The organism is Frigidibacter sp. MR17.24, assembly GCF_037095655.1.
In the GTDB taxonomy this organism is placed as follows: Bacteria; Pseudomonadota; Alphaproteobacteria; order Rhodobacterales; family Rhodobacteraceae; genus Frigidibacter.
Map to the genome: position 1 here is coordinate 576,903 of NZ_JBAWKE010000001.1, position 17,174 is coordinate 594,076.

The 17,174-nt window shown below is 71.2% G+C and carries 16 protein-coding genes and 1 tRNA gene; 7 read left to right on the forward strand and 10 right to left on the reverse strand.

The window, feature by feature from the left end:
• Window positions 1-21: 21 nt before the first annotated feature.
• The 5 genes from V8J39_RS02705 to fabI all read right to left on the reverse strand — a co-directional run bounded on the left by V8J39_RS02705 (window position 22) and on the right by fabI (window position 5,280).
• Entirely contained in the window at window positions 22-1,872 is a 1,851-nt protein-coding gene (locus tag V8J39_RS02705) for a peptidylprolyl isomerase (RefSeq protein ID WP_336459327.1), read from the reverse strand.
• A 38-nt stretch (window positions 1,873-1,910) separates the two neighbouring features.
• Complete coding sequence (locus tag V8J39_RS02710; RefSeq protein ID WP_336459328.1) at window positions 1,911-3,116, reverse strand: aminotransferase; 1,206 nt, start codon at window positions 3,114-3,116, stop codon at window positions 1,911-1,913.
• 89 nt (window positions 3,117-3,205) lie between these two features.
• On the reverse strand, window positions 3,206-3,706 hold the full coding sequence (gene gpt, locus V8J39_RS02715; protein ID WP_336459329.1) for a xanthine phosphoribosyltransferase: 501 nt from the start codon (window positions 3,704-3,706) through the stop codon (window positions 3,206-3,208).
• Window positions 3,707-3,779: 73 nt separating this feature from the next.
• Entirely contained in the window at window positions 3,780-4,454 is a 675-nt protein-coding gene (locus V8J39_RS02720) for a LysE family transporter (RefSeq protein ID WP_336459330.1), read from the reverse strand.
• 1 nt (window position 4,455) lies between these two features.
• Window positions 4,456-5,280 carry an enoyl-ACP reductase FabI gene (fabI, locus tag V8J39_RS02725; RefSeq protein ID WP_336459331.1) on the reverse strand — a complete coding sequence of 275 codons (825 nt, stop codon included), beginning with the start codon at window positions 5,278-5,280 and terminating at the stop codon, window positions 4,456-4,458.
• A 149-nt stretch (window positions 5,281-5,429) separates the two neighbouring features.
• On the opposite strand from fabI, the gene pdxH reads away from it, so the two are divergent.
• The 7 genes from pdxH (at window position 5,430) to V8J39_RS02760 (ending at window position 13,089) form a co-directional block, all read left to right on the forward strand.
• On the forward strand, window positions 5,430-6,065 hold the full coding sequence (pdxH, locus tag V8J39_RS02730) for a pyridoxamine 5'-phosphate oxidase (protein WP_336459332.1): 636 nt from the start codon (window positions 5,430-5,432) through the stop codon (window positions 6,063-6,065).
• 230 nt (window positions 6,066-6,295) lie between these two features.
• Entirely contained in the window at window positions 6,296-6,895 is a 600-nt protein-coding gene (locus tag V8J39_RS02735; RefSeq protein ID WP_336459333.1) for a cold-shock protein, read from the forward strand.
• Window positions 6,895-7,476, forward strand: coding sequence for a DUF192 domain-containing protein (locus V8J39_RS02740; protein WP_442902541.1), 582 nt, complete (start codon window positions 6,895-6,897; stop codon window positions 7,474-7,476). Before V8J39_RS02735 ends, V8J39_RS02740 begins: the two co-directional genes overlap by 1 nt.
• Before the next feature lie 103 nt (window positions 7,477-7,579).
• Window positions 7,580-7,656, forward strand: a tRNA-Pro gene (locus V8J39_RS02745).
• A 32-nt stretch (window positions 7,657-7,688) separates the two neighbouring features.
• Window positions 7,689-8,171 (forward strand): GNAT family N-acetyltransferase, encoded by a 483-nt coding sequence (locus V8J39_RS02750; RefSeq protein ID WP_442902542.1) that lies wholly within the window; start codon window positions 7,689-7,691, stop codon window positions 8,169-8,171.
• Between the two features lie 207 nt (window positions 8,172-8,378).
• Window positions 8,379-8,801, forward strand: a complete 423-nt coding sequence (locus V8J39_RS02755) for a hypothetical protein (RefSeq protein WP_336459334.1) — start codon at window positions 8,379-8,381, stop codon at window positions 8,799-8,801.
• Window positions 8,802-9,426: 625 nt separating this feature from the next.
• Window positions 9,427-13,089, forward strand: coding sequence for a vitamin B12-dependent ribonucleotide reductase (locus V8J39_RS02760; RefSeq protein WP_336459335.1), 3,663 nt, complete (start codon window positions 9,427-9,429; stop codon window positions 13,087-13,089).
• A gap of 97 nt (window positions 13,090-13,186) precedes the next feature.
• Here V8J39_RS02760 and V8J39_RS02765 read toward each other — a convergent pair whose 3' ends face one another.
• The 5 genes from V8J39_RS02765 to V8J39_RS02785 form a co-directional block, all read right to left on the reverse strand.
• The gene (locus V8J39_RS02765; protein ID WP_336459336.1) at window positions 13,187-15,217 is read right to left on the reverse strand and encodes an ASKHA domain-containing protein; all 2,031 of its coding nucleotides are present in this window, start codon (window positions 15,215-15,217) and stop codon (window positions 13,187-13,189) included.
• A gap of 122 nt (window positions 15,218-15,339) precedes the next feature.
• Window positions 15,340-15,966, reverse strand: a complete 627-nt coding sequence (locus V8J39_RS02770) for an SOS response-associated peptidase (RefSeq protein WP_336459337.1) — start codon at window positions 15,964-15,966, stop codon at window positions 15,340-15,342.
• A gap of 136 nt (window positions 15,967-16,102) precedes the next feature.
• Window positions 16,103-16,231, reverse strand: coding sequence for a hypothetical protein (locus V8J39_RS02775; RefSeq protein WP_336459338.1), 129 nt, complete (start codon window positions 16,229-16,231; stop codon window positions 16,103-16,105).
• Window positions 16,228-16,449 carry a hypothetical protein gene (locus tag V8J39_RS02780; protein ID WP_336459339.1) on the reverse strand — a complete coding sequence of 74 codons (222 nt, stop codon included), beginning with the start codon at window positions 16,447-16,449 and terminating at the stop codon, window positions 16,228-16,230. The genes V8J39_RS02775 and V8J39_RS02780 overlap by 4 nt, the downstream gene beginning before the upstream one ends.
• A gap of 402 nt (window positions 16,450-16,851) precedes the next feature.
• The gene (locus V8J39_RS02785) at window positions 16,852-17,124 is read right to left on the reverse strand and encodes a hypothetical protein (protein WP_336459340.1); all 273 of its coding nucleotides are present in this window, start codon (window positions 17,122-17,124) and stop codon (window positions 16,852-16,854) included.
• Window positions 17,125-17,174: the final 50 nt, after the last annotated feature.

A 17,174-nucleotide genomic window follows, 5' to 3' on the forward strand; every position in this document is an offset into this window, starting at 1 on the left:
CCGCCGGGGCGGCCGGTCGCGTCAGTTCATCTGCGCGTTCACCGCGTTCACGGCGGACTGGTTGATGCTGACACCGGCCATGTCCTGCGCGGCGCGCGTGTAAAGCTCCAGCGCATCCTGCGCGATCGACTGGCCGATCTGCTGGGCGATGCCGCCCCGGCCCGGATCGTCGGCCGGCGGGGCCGCGATGCTTTCCAGCCGGATCGCCAGCGCCGTGCCGCTGGCCGGGTCGGGCAGGGCGAGCGTGCCGCCCTCGGGCAGGGTGAAGACCTTCGCCACCGCGCCCTGCGGCAGCCCCTCGACAAAGCCGTCGCGGGTGACGGGCGACACCTCGACGACCTCAAGCCCGGTGCCCGCGACCGCGGTGGCAAGATCGGGCTTGGCCAGCAGCGTCCCGGCCTGCGCGGTCAGCGCCTCGGCGGTGGCATTGGCGGTCCAGGCGTCCGAGACCTGCTGGCGCACCGCGTCCAGAGGCCGCAGCGCCGGTTCGCGCACCTCGGTCACCTCGATCGCGAACAGCCCGCCATCCGACAGGTCGTGCACCTCGGCGAAATCGCCGGGCTGGGTCTGGAACGCGGCCTGGCGCACCTCGGCATAGGCGGCGAAGCCATCGGCATCGGCGCCGTCCTGGGTCACGTCGACGGTGCCGGTCTGCATCCCGTCCTCGGCGCCGATCTCCTCGATCGTGGCGCCGCCGGCCAGCGCATCCTCGACGGACGCGCGGCGGTCGGCGATCATCCGGCGGGCGCGGTCCATCGCGGCCTCGTCCGACAGCTCGGCCCGGGCCTCCTCGAAGGGGACGTCGCGCGCCTCGAGGATCGCGTTCATCGAGAACAGCGCCGGCCCGAGGTCGGTCTGGAACGGCCCCGCGACACCGGGACCGGCCAGCGCGAACACGCCGTCGCCCGCGGCGCCCAGCGCGTCCTTCGTCACCTCGCCCATGTCGACATCCTCGAGCGTCAGCCCGCGGTCGTTGACGAAATCCTCGAAGCTGCGGCGCCCGGCCTCGATCTCGGCCTTCGCGGCGGCGGCCTCGTCCTCGGTGCCGAACACCAGCCGCTCGACCATGCGCCGCTCGGGCTGGCGGAATTCCTCGATCCGGTCCTCGTAGGCCTGGCGCAGCGCGGCCTCGTCCAGCTCGACCGAGGGCAGCAGCGCGTCGGGCGACAGCCAAGCATAGCGCACCACCCGGGTCTCGGGCGCGGTGAAATCGGCCGGATGCGCCTCGAGCCAGGCCTGCAGGTCGGCATCGGACGGCGTGGGCACCGGCGCGGCCAGCGCCTCGGCGGCCAGGCGCACGTAGCGGAAGCTGCGGGTCTCGCCGGCCCAGTCGGCGACGCGCGCGACATAGTCCTGCGGCGCGGCGACACCGCCCGCGACCGCGCCCTGCAGCACCGAGCGCGCGGCATCGGCGCGGATCCGGGCCTCGAAGGCCTGCGGGGTCAGGCCCTGCCGGCGCAGCTGCTCGACGTAAAGCTCGCGGTCGAACTGGCCGTTCACGCCCTGGAAGGCGCGGGCGGCGGTGATCTGCTGGCGCACCGCCTCGTCACCGGCCGAGATGCCGATCTCGGCCGCGCGGTCGTCCAGCGCGGCCATCGCCACCAGCTGGCCCAGAACGGCCCGGTCCAGCCCCATCGCCTGGGCCTGGCTCATGCCGATCGGCTGGCCGACCTGGGCCGAGAAGCCCTGCAGCTCGCTCTGCAGCGCGCGGCCATAGTCGTTGACCGAGATGTCGCGCCCGCCGACCGAGGCGACCTGCTGCGCCGAGCCGCCGAAGTTGGTCACGCCGAAACCGCCCAAGCCCAGCAGCAGCAGGAGCACGAGGCCCCCGAACACCGTCTTCGATTTCTTGCCGCGCAAGCTTGTGGCCATGTCGCGCCCTGCCTCTCTGGTCCCCGGTTCGCGGCTGTTTACGGCCTCGCCCCGGCCGGAGCAAGCCCGGGGGCCAGGGCGGCGAGCCTGTCGAACAGGATGGTGATCGCGGGCACGTCGATATTGGCGAAGGCGATGCGCAGCTGGCGCAGGCCCGCGGGATCGTCCTCGGGCATGAACATGGTGCCGGGCAGGGTCAGCACGCCCGCCTCGCGCACCAGCGCCCGGGCGAACTCGGGCGAGGGGCGCGGATCGGGATGCTCGACATAGGCGAAATAGGCGCCGCAGCCCAGCAGCCGCCACCCGGGCAGCCGCGCGAAGCCCGCCCGCATCGCGTCGCGCCGCGCCAGGATCTCGGCGCGCTCGCCCGCGACCCAGTCGCGCAGGTGGCGCATGCCCCACAGCGCGGCATACTGCCCGACCTGGCTCGGGCAGATCGCGACGGTGTCGAGGAACTTCTCGACCTCGGCCAGCCGCGCCTCGCCGGCCACGATCGCGCCGACGCGGTGCCCGGTCAGCCGGTAGGCCTTCGAGAAGCTGTAAAGCTGGATCAGCACCTCGTCCCAGCCGGGATCGGCGAACAGCGCATGCGGCGCGCCGTCGCGGCCGTCGAAATCGCGATAGGTCTCGTCGACGATCAGCGCGATCCCGGCCGCGCGCGCAAGGTCGCGGAACCCCGCGAGCGTCTCGGCCGGATATTCGACCCCGCCGGGGTTGTTCGGGCTGACAAGCACGATCGCCCGCGTCCGCGGCCCGATCAGCGCCCGCGCCGCCTCGGGCTCGGGGATCAGCGTCGGGCCGGTCGCCAGCGGCACCGCGCGCACCCCCTGCATGTCCAGCCACATCTTGTGGTTGAAATACCACGGCGTCGGCAGGATCACCTCGTCGCCCGCGCCCGCCAGCGTCGACATCACCGCGCAGAACGCCTGGTTGCAGCCCTGGGTGATCGCGACCTGTCCCGGCCGGATCTGGCCGCCATAGGCCGCCGACCAGTCCGCCGCCACCTGCTCGCGCAGCGCGCCCATGCCCAGGACCGGGCCATAGAGATGCAGCGCGGGATCGCTCACCACCGCCTCGGCCAGCGCGCGGCGCAGCGCCTCGGGGGGCGGGTCGACCGGCGCGGCCTGGCTCACGTTCAGCAGCGGCCGGTCGGCCGGGAACGAGACCCCCTCGATCCAGCGCCGGGCCTCGGGCACCGGCGGCGAGAAGGTCGCGGCCATCGCGGGGTTGAGGGGCAGGGCCATCTCGTCACTCCCGGGACCGATCGCGGCCCCTCTTTCGCATTGGTCCAAATATCCCGGGGGTCCGGGGGCAGCGCCCCCGGCGGCACCGGTCACTCCTTGCCGCGGTAGGGCTGCACGTATTGCAGCGCCATGTCCCAGGGGAAGAAGATCCAGGTGTCCTGGCTTACCTCGGTGACATAGGTGTCGACCAGCGGCCGGCCCTTGGGCTTGGCGTAGACGGTGGCGAAATGCGCGCGGGGATAGAGCCTGCGCACCAGATCCAGCGTCTTGCCGGTGTCCACGAGGTCGTCGACCACCAGGATCCCCGACCCGTCGCCCATCAGCTCGGCCTGCGGCGATTTCGTCACCACCGCCTCGCGCTGCTGCTGGTTGTCGTAGCTCTTGACCGAGATCGTGTCGACGACCCGGATGTCCAGCTCGCGGCTCAGCACCATGCCGGGCACGAGCCCGCCGCGGGTGATCGCGACGATCGCGCGCCAGCCCCCCTCGGGCGCCAGCCCGTCCAGCCGCCAGGCCAGCGCCCGCGCGTCGCGGTGCAGCTGGTCCCAGCTGACGTGAAAGCCCTTCTCGTGCGGCAGGCGGTCGTTCATCTCTCTCTCCCTCGGCTCGGCCCGGCCGGGGCGTGCCGCCCGGCCCGGGTCGCCGGACCCCGCGGCCCGGCCCTCAGCTCAGCGCCAGTTTCAGCCCCAGCGCGGCCAGCAGCCCGCCGAAGCAACGGTCGATCACGGCCTTCAGCCGGGCATATCCCGCCCGCACCCGCGGCGCGGCGAAGACCCGGGCCACCAGCGCGGTCCACACGAACTCGTTCATCGCCACCGCGGCCAGGATCGCGGCCTGCAGGCCCGGGCCGGCCTGCGCCGGCACCAGGCTCGCGAAGACCGCGCCGAAGAACACCGCGGGCTTGGGATTGGCCAGCTGCACGCCCAGCCCGCGCAGGACGGTCGCCCCGACGCCGTGCCGCGGCCCCGGTCCGCCGCTCCGCGGCCCCGATCCGCCGGGCACGCCCCCGGGCGCAGCCTCGGTCACGGCCGGCAGCGGATCGCGCGCGCCGCGCCACATCGCGACGGCCAGCCACATCAGGTAGGCCGCCCCCGCCAGCCGCAGCGCCAGCATCAGCCCGGGCGCGACCTCGAACACCAGCCGCAGCCCGAACATCGCCGCCGCCGCCCAGGTGCAGGCCCCCAGCGCCAGTCCCGCCGCCAGCGCCACCCCGCGCGCGGCCCCCTGCGTCATCCCGGTCCGCGCGGCCATCAGCACCGCCGGCCCCGGCGAGATCGCCGCCAGCAGGTGCACGAACCAGATCGTGGCCAAGATCGACGCAGCGGCCGCGGGCGTCATCTCAGTGGTCCTTGCGGCCCGTCACGACGTCGATGTCGGGCGCGTCCACCGCCTTCATGCCCACGGCGTGATAGCCGGCATCGACATGGTGGGTCTCGCCGGTCACGCCCGAGCCGAGATCCGACAGCAGGTACAGCGCCGATTTCCCGACCTCGTCCTGCGTGACATTGCGCCGCAGCGGCGAGTTCAGCTCGTTCCATTTCAGGATGTAGCGGAAGTCGCCGATCCCCGATGCGGCCAGCGTCTTGATCGGCCCGGCCGAGATCGCGTTGACGCGGATGCCGTCCTTGCCAAGGTCCTCGGCAAGGTACTTCACGCTCGCCTCGAGCGCGGCCTTGGCGACGCCCATGACGTTGTAATGCGGCATCACCTTTTCCGCGCCGTAATAGGTCAGCGTCAGGCAGGCGCCGCCGGGGGTCATCATCGCGGTCGCGTGGCGGCACACGGTGGTGAACGAGAAGACCGAAATGTCCATCGTCATCCGGAAATTCTCGGCCGATGTATCGACATAGCGGCCGCGCAGCTCGTTCTTGTCGGAGAAGCCGATCGCGTGGACGACGAAGTCCATCGTGCCCCAGGCCGCCTTCAGCGCGCCGAAGCACGCCTCGACCGAGGCCGGGTCGCCGACGTCGCATTCGTGGATCTGGGTGCAGTTGATCTGCGCGGCCAGCGGCTCGACCCGCTTCTTCAGCGCCTCGCCCTGATACGAGAGCGCGATCTCGGCGCCCTGCTCGGCGAGCGCCTTCGCGATCCCCCAGGCAATGGATTTATCGTTCGCCAGGCCCATGATGAGACCGCGCTTGCCCGCCATGAGGCCGTTTGACATTTCTTTTCCCCCGCGCACATTGCGTCAAGTGCCCGACCATTAGGCGATGATCCAAGCTTCATCAAGGGCAGCGGACCGCGGCTCCGCGCCCTTGCCGGGCGGAACGTCGCGACCACGCCGGCCGCGGCCGGTTCCAGCGGAAGACGGACATGAGCAGCGACAGAGACGGCATTTTCGCCGGCGACGACCCCTTCGAGATCGCCCGGGCCTGGCTGGCCGAGGCCGAGGCGACCGAGATCAACGATCCCAACGCGATCGCGCTGGCCACGGTCGATGCCGCGGGGCTGCCCAATGCGCGGATGGTGCTTCTCAAGGAGATCGAGCCGCGAGAAACCGCTGGTGGACGCATCGGGGGTGGATTCGTGTTTTACACGAACTATGGTAGCGTGAAGGCCGACGAAATCGCCCAGGCCGGTTCCGCGGCCTTCGTCATGCACTGGAAGTCCCTGCGCCGGCAGATCCGGGTGCGGGGGCTGACCGAGAGAGAGGAGGGCGAGCAGGCGGATGCCTACTATGCCTCGCGATCGCTGAAATCCCGGCTGGGCGCCTGGGCCTCGCAGCAGAGCCGCCCGCTGGAAAGCCGGGCGGCGCTGATGGCCGAGGTGGCGAAGGTCACGCTCCGGCAGGGTCCGAACCCCTCGCGCCCGCCGTTCTGGGGCGGGATCCGGATCCGGCCTCTCGAGATCGAGTTCTGGGCCGATGGCGCCTTCCGGTTGCATGACCGGTTCCGCTGGCGGCGCGACTCGCCCGAGGCGCCCTGGACTGTGACACGGCTCAATCCGTGAGCCGCCGGCCCGAACCCCGGCCCGAACCCCGGCTCGACCTCGGGGCCGCCGCGGTGCAGCTTACCCCCTGCGGCAGCTTCCGCCGGGTCACGTGCCGCGCGGTCTGTTGCATTTCACGCTTCGTGAATGACCGGCGCCCTTGTTTTGCGTGTTTGACCTTGCAACCCTCGCAAGAGGTGTGACAAGTCAACCAGTACTCTCGGTTCGGATAAGTAGAAGCTTCGGAAAAGATGCAGAAGATCATGGAAGTGGCACAGGTCGAGGGCAGGGTTAAGTGGTTTGACCCCGCGAAAGGCTTCGGCTTCATCCTCGCGGATGAGGGCGGACCGGACATCCTGCTTCATGCCAATGTCCTGCGCAATTTCGGGCAAAGCTCGGTGGCCGACGGCGCGCGCATCGTCGTGCGGGTGCAGCAGACCCAGCGCGGCGCCCAGGCGACCGAGGTCGTCGAGATCGTTCCCCCGGAAGGCGAGGAGCCGACGCAGATCGAGGATGTCGACGACGGCGACGCCGCGGTCATCGCCGCGCTGCCGATGCTCGCGGCACGGGTGAAGTGGTTCGACAAGGGCAAGGGCTTCGGCTTCGCCAACATCTGGGGCCGGTCCGAGGATGTCTTCATCCACGCCGAGATCCTGCGCCGCGCCGGTTTCGCCGATCTCGGCCCGGGCGAGGCGATCGCGATCCGGGTGATCGACGGCAAGCGCGGCAAGATGGCGGCGCAGATCCTGTCGTGGGAAAGCGCCCCCCGCGCGGCCGAGGACGGCACCCCGGCAGACGCCGGCAGCCCGGCCGGCAGCGAGGATGGCGGCCCGGACGGGACCGCGGACTGATGATGCCGCACCGCCCGCCCGCCGGGTCGGAGGCTGACGGGCAGGGCGGGCGCCCCCGGGGCCTGCTGCGGCGCCTGTTCCCGGTCGTGCTGGCGATCGCCATCGCGCTTGCCGCGCTCGCCCCCGCGGCGATCGCGCTTCTGGCGCTGGTGCGCCCGGCCGCCGCCGCCGAGACCTGCGCCCCCGGCACCGTCTCGCTGCGCTGGGACGGCGGCTCGGCCCGCTTCTCGGTCGAGATCGCCGACACGGCCGACGAACGCGCCCGCGGCCTGATGTTCCGCGAAACCATGCCGCGCAGCGCCGGGATGCTGTTCGTCTATCCGACGCCGCAGCCCGCCGCGTTCTGGATGCGCAACACGCTGATCCCGCTCGACATCCTGTTCTTCGACCAGACCGGCACGCTGACCGTGGCCCACCCCGAGGCCGTGCCGGGCGACGAGACGCCGCTGCCGGGCGGCGACGCGGTGTCGCTCGTGCTCGAGATCAACGGCGGCCTGGCCGAGCGCATCGGCATCCCGCTCGGGGCGCAGCTGCAAAACCCCGCGGTCGACGCGGCGCTGGCCGCCTGGCCCTGCCGCTGACGCGGCCCGCCCGGGCCGGGACCGACACGGTAGGGTCGACCTTGCGCAACCCCCGCCGATCCGGCCTTCCCGTTTCCCGCCGAACCGGCTAAAGCGGATCCGTCGGGGCGTGGCGCAGCCTGGTAGCGCGACGGTTTTGGGTACCGTAGGCCGGAGGTTCGAATCCTCTCGCCCCGACCAGTCCCAGATCTGCTGCCGATGCCCGAGGGCCGATGACCACCGCATCCCTGCCAGACGGCCTCGTCCTTGCCCGCGAAAGCCCGCTCGGGCCCGATCTCGGGCTGCTGATGGCGCGCCACAGCGCCGCGATGCAGGCCGACACCCCGCCCGAAAGCATGCACATGCTGGACGCCGCCGCCCTGGCCGCGCCCACGATCCGCTTCTTCGTGCTGCGCGACGCGGGCAGCCCGGTGGCGATGGCGGCGATCAAGCGCCACGACGACACTCTGGGCGAGATCAAGTCGATGCACGTGCTGGCCGAAACCCGGGGCCGGGGCCTCGCGCGGCTGCTGCTCGAGCGGCTGATGGCCGAGGCCCGCGACTGGGGCCTGTCGCGGCTCAGCCTCGAGACCGGGGCGCAGCCCAGCTTCGCCCCCGCGCGGCGCCTGTACGAAGCCGCGGGCTTCGTCGACTGCCCGCCCTTCGCCGGCTACCGGCCCGATCCGCTCAGCCAGTTCATGACCCGCGCCCTCTAGGGGCGCTGCGCCCGCGCTCGCGCTGTGCGCGCCCGCACAGCCGCCTGCCCGCAGCCGGGGGGCGCCTTGCGCCGGCGCAGAGGGTATGGTGACCTGCGACCCGCCGCCCGGCGTCCCGCGTCCGCCGCCCTGTCCGCCCCGTCCGCGGCGGCGCCGTGGCCCGCCGGACGCCGCCAACCAGCCCGCCACAGCCTGCCGGAGACCGCCATGCCCCCGTTCCCGTCCCTGATCCGCCGCTTCACGCTTCTCGCCGCGATTGCGCTGGTCGCGCCCGCAGCCCTGGCCCCCGCCGCCCGGGCGCAGGCCGAGGGCGACGGCAGCGACGCCAACGACGCGATGGGCATGACGCGCGAGGCCTACAAGGCGCGGCGCAACGGCATCGCCCGCTCGACGCTGGGCACGATCGTCGGGCTCGAGGGGCGCACGGTCTTCTCCTCGGACGGGGTGGTGCTGGGGGTGGTCGACACCGTCACCGACCTGCCCGACCGCACCCGCCGGCTGTCGATCATCTCCGAGGCGCCGGGCGTCGGCACCGGCGGCCGGTTCGATCTGGTGGTGCCCCAGGACTTCCGCCCGCGCGCCAACATCGACCTGCACATGACCCTGGCCGAGGCCCGCGCGGCCTTCTGAACCGCCCGTGCGCGGCCTGTGCGCGGCCCGTGCGCGGCCCGTGCGCGGCCTATGCGCGGCCTGTGCACGACCGGCCCGGCACCAGATCTCGTGCCGGGCGATTCTGTTTCCACCCCTCACAAGATGATGTGGGCAGTTTGCCGCAGCCCCACCACTTGCAGCGCGGGCGACCGGCACCGTGGGGCGATGCAACCCTGCCACAGGGCCCGGTTTCGCCCCCGGTCCTGTGGACAAGTTGGGGGCAAAATGCGCGCCGCCCGCGGCAGGCCCCGCCTGCGCTGGCGATTTTTCTCCACAGCGCGCCGATCACAGCCCTTGGAGGAATCGTGGATCGCGCCCGCCAGGCCCCGGAGCCCCGATCTTCAAGCGGAATTTTTGCCGGCCGGCGGCGCGAAAACCGTTGACCCTCGAAAGACTTTGCGCCCAAGTTGTGGCCACAGCGATGCCGCACACCAGATTTAGTGGGCCGCGATAAGCCAGAACCTGAAAGGTCGACCGACCTGATCCCCGCGCTGCCACGCGGGGGCAGGCAGGGGCTTGCCGTGTGCGACCTCGGCTGACGCCCGGGCCAGAAGGCCCGGGCCGCGACGGGACAGTGTGGAACAGGACAGAGACGGACGGGGCCATGAAGATCGAGCGCAGATTCACCGAAGCCGGGCGTGACGCTTACGCGGCCCTGTCCTTCGCCACCACGACGTCGGAGATCCGCAATCCCGACGGCAAGATCGTGTTCCGCAACGAGGCGGTCGAGGTCCCCGAGGGCTGGAGCCAGGTCGCCGCCGACGTGCTGGCGCAGAAGTACTTCCGCAAGGCCGGCGTGCCCGCGCGCCTGAAGAAGGTCCGCGAGAAGGGCGTGCCCGAGTTCCTGTGGCGCTCGATCCCCGACGAGGCCGCGCTGGCCGAGCTGCCGGAAGACGAGCGCTTCACCGGCGAGACCAGCGGCAAGCAGGTCTTCGACCGGCTGGCCGGCGCCTGGGCCTACTGGGGCTGGAAGGGCGGCTATTTCTCGACCGAGGCCGACGCCTCCGCCTATTTCGACGAGATGCGCTTCATGCTGGCCGCGCAGATGGCCGCGCCGAACTCGCCGCAGTGGTTCAACACCGGCCTGCACTGGGCCTATGGCGTCGATGGCCCGGCGCAGGGGCACTATTACGTCGACTACCGGACCGGCAAGCTGGTCAAGTCCGACAGCGCCTATGAACATCCCCAGCCCCATGCCTGCTTCATCCAGTCGGTCTCGGACGACCTGGTCAACGAGGGCGGGATCATGGACCTGTGGGTCCGCGAGGCGCGGCTGTTCAAATACGGCTCGGGCACCGGCACCAACTTCTCGAGCCTGCGCGGCGAGGGCGAGCGGCTCTCGGGCGGTGGCAAGTCCTCGGGGCTGATGGGCTTCCTCAAGATCGGCGACCGCGCGGCGGGCGCGATCAAGTCGGGCGGCACCACGCGCCGCGCGGCCAAGATGGTGATCTGCGACATGGATCACCCCGACATCGAGCAGTTCATCAACTGGAAGGTCATCGAAGAGCAGAAGGTGGCCTCGCTCGTCGCCGGCTCGAAGATGCACGAGGCGCGTCTGAACGACATCTTCGCCGCGATCCGGGCCTGGGACGGCGCTGCCGCCGATGCGGCGGACCCGGCGAAGAACGCGGGTCTGAAGACCGCGATCCGGGCGGCCAAGAAGGTCTCGATCCCGGAAACCTATGTGAACCGGGTTCTGCAATACGCCGCGCAAGGCTTTGCGTCGATTGAGTTTCCGACCTACGACACCGACTGGGACTCCGAGGCGTACATCTCGGTCTCGGGCCAGAACTCGAACAACTCGGTCCGCGTCACCGATGCCTTCCTGAAGGCCGTGCGCGACGACGCCCCCTGGGAGCTGGTGCGCCGCACCGACGGCAAGATCGCCAAGACCGTCTCGGCCCGCGCGCTCTGGGACCAGATCGGCCATGCCGCCTGGGCCTGCGCCGATCCCGGCATCCAGTACCACGACACCGTCAACGCCTGGCACACCTGCCCGGAAGACGGCGAGATCCGCGGCTCGAACCCGTGCTCGGAATACATGTTCCTGGACGACACGGCCTGCAACCTGGCCTCGATGAACCTGCTGCAGTTCTATCGTGACGGCAAGTTCGACGCGCAAGGCTATGTTCACGCGTCGAAACTTTGGACCGTGACGCTTGAGATCTCGGTGCTGATGGCGCAGTTCCCGTCGAAGGAGATCGCGCAGCGCTCCTACGACTACCGCACCCTCGGTCTTGGCTATGCCAATATCGGCGGCCTGCTGATGAACATGGGGCTGGGCTATGACTCGGCGCAGGGCCGCGCGCTTTGCGGGGCGCTGACCGCGATCATGACCGGCGTCGCCTATGCGACCTCGGCCGAGATGGCGGGCGAGCTGGGCGCCTTCCCGGGCTATGCGCGCAACCGTGATCACATGCTGCGCGTGATCCGCAACCACCGCGCCGCCGCCCATGCCACCGGCAGCTACGAGGGGCTGAACGTCGCGCCCGTCGCGCTCGACCATGCGAACTGCCCGGATCAATCCCTTGTCGCGCTTGCGAAATCGGCCTGGGACGAGGCGCTGTCGCTGGGCGAGAAGCATGGCTTCCGCAATGCCCAGGCGACCGTGATCGCACCGACCGGCACCATCGGGCTGGTGATGGACTGCGACACCACCGGCATCGAGCCCGACTTCGCGCTGGTGAAGTTCAAGAAGCTCGCCGGCGGCGGCTATTTCAAGATCATCAACCGCTCGGTGCCCGCCGCGCTCGAGACGCTCGGCTACGGTCCGGCGCAGATCGAGGAGATCATCGCCTATGCCGTCGGCCATGCCTCGCTTGGCAACGGCCCCGGCATCAACCACACCTCGCTGATCGGCCACGGCTTCGGCGCCCGCGAGCTGGAGAAGATCGAGGCGGCGCTGCCCACCGCCTTCGACATCCGCTTCGTGTTCAACCAGTGGACCCTGGGTGAGAGCTTCTGCCGCGAAACCCTTGGCATCCCGGCAGAAAAGCTGAACGATCCCAGCTTTGACATGCTGCGCCACCTTGGTTTCACCAAGGCCCAGATCGACGCTGCCAACGACCATGTCTGCGGGACGATGACGCTGGAGGGCGCGCCCTTCCTCAAGCCCGCGCACCTGGCCGTCTTCGACTGCGCCAATGCCTGCGGCAAGACCGGCAAGCGCTACCTGTCGGTCGGCAGCCACATCCACATGATGGCCGCGGCGCAAAGCTTCATCTCGGGCGCGATCTCGAAGACGATCAACATGCCGAACTCGGCCACCATCGCCGAGGCGCTGGACGCCTACGAGCTGAGCCACAGCCTGGCGCTGAAGGCCAACGCGCTCTATCGCGACGGCTCGAAACTGAGCCAGCCGCTGGCCTCGGCGCTGGTCGAGGATGACGAGGAGGCCGAGGAGATCCTCGCCACCGGCACGCCGACCGAGAAGGCGCAGGTCCTGGCCGAGAAGATCGTCGAGAAGATCATCGTCAAGGAGGTGGTCCGCTCGCACCGCGAGAAGCTGCCCGAGCGGCGCAAGGGCTATACCCAGAAGGCGATCGTCGGCGGCCACAAGGTCTACCTGCGCACCGGCGAGTACCGGGACGGCGCGCTGGGCGAGATCTTCATCGACATGCACAAGGAAGGCGCCGGCTTCCGCGCGATGATGAACAACTTCGCGATCGCGGTGAGCGTCGGCCTGCAATACGGTGTTCCGCTTGAGGAATTCGTCGACGCCTTCACCTTCACCAAGTTCGAGCCCGCGGGCATGGTGCAGGGCAACGACTCGATCAAGTCGGCGACCTCGATCCTGGACTACGTGTTCCGGGAACTGGCGGTGAGCTATCTCGACCGCACCGACCTTGCGCATGTCGCGCCGAAGGGCGCGAGCTTCGACGACATCGGCACCGGGTCGCATGACGTCACCGGCCCGAACGTCGCCCCGGTGAGCGAGAGCGCGGCGTCGAAATCGCTCGAGGTGCTCAAGCAGATCTCGTCGACGGGCTACCTGCGCAAGCGCCTGCCGCAGGAACTGGTGGTGCTGCAGGGCGGCGCCGCGGCGGCGCTGGCGGGCGATCTCGATACCGTGGCCGCGCTGAACCGGCTGGTGCCCGAGACCAGCACCGCGCTGGCGAGCGGCGTGGTGTCGATGGACGCGCGCACCAAGGCGAAGATGCAGGGCTACGAGGGCGAGGCCTGCGGCGAATGCGGCAACTACACCCTCGTGCGCAACGGCACCTGCATGAAGTGCAACACCTGCGGCGGTACCTCGGGCTGCAGCTGACGGCAGCACGCGCCGCGACATGGAAAGGCCCGGCGGCACCGCCGGGCCTTTTCGTGTTCGGGCTTTGGCCGCGCGCCTGGGCGGCGCCGCGGTGGCGTCACCTGCGCCGCCGGCGCCCGCCCTCGGTGTTGAAGCCAACCTCGGGCAGGGTCACCGCGGCCGCGAGGTTCGGGAACGGGTCGGTCGCATGCGGCAGGGCCGAGGCATTGACGAAATGCTCCTGGAACCGGGGCTGGGTCGCGGTCTCGATCTTGTGGATCCTGCGCACGCCGGCCTCGATCCGGGTGCGGGCGCCGCAGTTGACCAGCGCGATGCGGGCGCCGGTCCCGGCGGCATTGCCCGCCGAGGTCACGCGGTCGAGCGCGACATCGGGGATCATCCCCAGCACCATCGCGTGTTTCGGGCTGATATGGGCGCCGAAGGCCCCGGCCAGCACCACGCGGTCGACGCGGGTCACCCCGCGCGCATCCATCAGCAGCCGCGCCCCGGCATAAAGCGCGGATTTCGCAAGCTGGATCGCGCGCACGTCGCCCTGCGTCACGGTCAGGCGGGGCCCGCCCTCGGGCGTGCCGTCGTGCAGCAGGTACTGGTGCGTGCGGCCCTGCGGCTCGCAGCGCGCGGTGCCGGTCTGCTCGGCCGAGCCGATCAGGCCCGAGGCATCCAGAAGCCCCGCGATCCGCATCTCGGCCAGCGCCTCGATGATGCCCGAGCCGCAGATGCCGGTGACGCCGGTCTGCGCGACCGAGGCGGCAAAGCCCGGCGCGTCGGACCACAGGTCGGAGCCGATGACGCGGAAGCGCGGCTCCTTGGTGGCGGGGTCGATCTCGACCCGCTCGATCGCGCCCGGGGCGGCGCGCTGTCCGCTCGAGATCTGCGCCCCCTCGAAGGCCGGGCCGGTCGGCGAGGAGCAGGCCAGAACGCCGCTGCGGTCGCCCAGCAGGATCTCGGCATTGGTGCCGACATCGACGATCAGCACGAGGTCGTCCGAGGTTTCGGGCGCCTCGGACAGCGCGACGGCGGCGGCGTCGGCGCCGACATGGCCCGCGATCAGCGGCAGGGTGTAAAGCCGGGCCGCGGGGTTGAAGCCGGCAAGGCCAAGCTCGGCCGTCGAGAGGTCGAGCGCGGCATCCGAGGCGAGCGCGAAGGGCGCCTGGCCAAGCTCCACCGGGTCGATCCCGAGGAAGAGGTGGTGCATCACCGGGTTGCAGACCACCACCGCCTCGGTGATCTCGCGCGGCTCGACGCCGGCGTCGCGGCCTAGCGCGGTGGCGAGATCGCCGATCGCCGCGCGCACGGCCGCCGTCATCTCCTCGGCGCCGCCGGGGGTCATCATCGCATAGCTCACCCGGCTCATCAGGTCCTCGCCGAAGCGGATCTGCGGGTTCATCACCCCGGCCGAGGCGATGACCCGGCCGTCCGACAGGTCGGTCAGGTGGGCCGCGATCGTGGTCGAGCCGAGGTCGAAGGCGATGCCCTTCAGGGGCTCGGTCCTCAGCCCCGGCCACAGGTCGATCAGCCGCGAGCGGCCGGCCCCGTCGGTATGGACCGCGGCGGTGACGCGCCAGCCCGCCTTGCGCAGCGCGGGCTGCAGGCGGGCGAGTTGCGCGGGCGCGGGCGCCTCGGTCACCGGGTGGCCGGCGGCGGCCAGCGCCGCGGCAAGGCGCTGCCAGTCGCCGGTCGGCTCGTCCATGTCGGGTTCGGCGACCTCGACATAGGCAAGGCGGGTGGCGGGGTCCATCTCGATCGGGCGGGCATCGGCGGACTTGCGGATCACCTGGCGGTGCAACTGGCTTTCGGGCGGCACGTCGATCAGGGTGTCGGCCTCGATGCAGGCCTGGCAGCCAAGGCGGCGGCCGGGCTGCAGGCCGCGCTTCTCGGCATAGCGCGCCTCGACCGCGTTCCAGGGCGAGAGGGCGCTGTCGGTGGCGGTGATGCCGTGCTTGGGGAAGCTGCCGGTCTGCGGCGCGACCTGGCATTTCGAGCAGATGCCGCGGCCGCCGCAGACACTGTCGAGATCGACCCCCAGCGCGCGGGCGGCGGCAAGCACGGTGGTGCCGGCGGGCACGCGGCCGCGCTTGCCGGAGGGGGTGAAGATCACCAGCGGATCGGGGGACGAGGCATCGGGCATGGGTGGGCTCCTTCCCGGTCAGGATCGCCGTGGCCGCGGGGGGCGGCTTGTCCGAATGCGTCCTCGGCCGGGGCGGCGGCGTCATCGGGGCGCGGCGGCGGAGGCGGCGCCGGCCCATCCGGTCAGGCGGCGTCGAAGGGTTCGAGCAGCTGCGGGCCGTCGTCGTGCAGGCCGAAGCGGGCGACGGGATGGTGGCGCAGGCGGGCGCCGGCGCCGAGGTCGGGCGCCTCGCTGCCCGACAGCCACGCGTCGCGTTCCTCGGGGTCGAGGATCACCGGCATCCGCGGATGCAGCGCCGCGGTGTCGGGGCCGGCAGCGCGGGTCAGGATCGTGCAGGTCATCAGGTCCTGCCAGAGCGAGTAGAGCCCGGCGAAATACAGCGTCTCGGCATTGCCGGCGGGCAGGATCGCATGGGGCTGCTTGGCGCCCCTGGTCCCGGTCCATTCATAGTAGCCGCCGGCCGGGATCAGGCAGCGGCCATAGCGCCACGCGCCCTTGAACGAGGGCTTGCCTGCCGCCTCCTCGATCCGGGCGTTGAAGGTCGTGGCCTTCCACTCGGCCAGCGTGCCGCGGTGCCAGGACGGCACCAGCCACCAGCGCGCGCGCTGCGCCTGGTCGGGGCGGCGGCCGAGGATCAGCACCTCCTCGGTCGGCTTGATGTTGAAGCGGCGGGGAAAGGGGTCGACGCGGATCTGCGACAGCTCGGTCTCGGTGCCGCGCAGGTTGGGGTCGATGAAGCGGCCGCACATGGCTGGCGCCCTCTGTCTTCGGATCGGGTCGGGGGGCTGGGACGGTCAGCGGAGGCCGGTCATCCGGACCCCGTGGTCCTGGCCCCGAGGTCTGCGCCCGAAGGTCCAAGCCGGGGCACCCGGTGATCCGGTCAGGTCATTCGGCCGGGTGGTGGCGGCGGGACAGGTCGCGGTCGATGCTGCGCGCCTCGCGTCGCAGCAGCCAGGCGCCGGCGCCGGCGACGGCCAGCGCCACGACGGGGACAAGGAATTCGAACAGGGTCATGCGCGTGCCTCCTTCCTCAGGTATCCCAGAATATAGTGCGAAGCGCCGTGCAATGCGAGTCCGCCGAGCCCCCACCAGTAGGACATCGCGGTTAACGACATCGGCTGGTCGGTTGCGGGGCGCAACACGGCGAAGCCGATCAGCCCCAGCGCGACGGCATTGACGAAATTCGCGAAGATCTTCACCCGCTCGTTGTGGCTGGCGAGGCGGTCGCGCATCGGGCTCTCCTGCGGCATCTCGGGCCTCCTCTGTCGCAGGACCGGGCCGCAGGGGCAAGATCGGCGGCCGAGATCGCGCCGCGCGGGCGGGCTGCCGGGGCAGGCGCGGGGCGAAGGCTGCGGCGCGCGCCCGGCCGGGAGAGGGATCGGCCGGGGCGCGCGCGGCACCTCGGACCCAAGGGTCGGGCTGCGCGCGCGAGAGGGTGCGGCGCGGCCGTCGCCGCGGGTCCGCGAAAGGCCGGGTCGCCTGCAAGGGCCCGGCCTGTCGGATCTGGAGCGAAGGGGCCGGCCCGAAGCGGGCCGGTCAGGCGCCCGCCGGTGGCGGCGTCGTCAGGCCGTCCGCCGGAGGCGGGGTGACGCCGGCCGCGGGAGGCGAGGTCAGGCGGGGCGCCGGAGGCGGGGTCAGGCGAGGCGCCGGCGGTTCTCGCCCACGATCTCGCGGTAGTCGCCGATGGTGTCGAGCATCACCGCGTCGGGCGAGATGCCTTGGGCGAGCATCATGCTGGCGCGGCCCATCGACAGGCCGGCCTGCCAGAACTTCTCGCCCACCATCACCATCGCCTCGACCGGCGCCTCTGGCGCGCCGGAGACGAAGAGCGCCATGCGCTTCTCGATCACGTCGCCGGCCTCGAGGGCCAGCAGGGCAGACTGCATCAGGATCGGAACGAAGAGCATGGGAGAGCCTCGTAACTTGCGTGTGACGATTACCTTATCGGGGCGGGAGG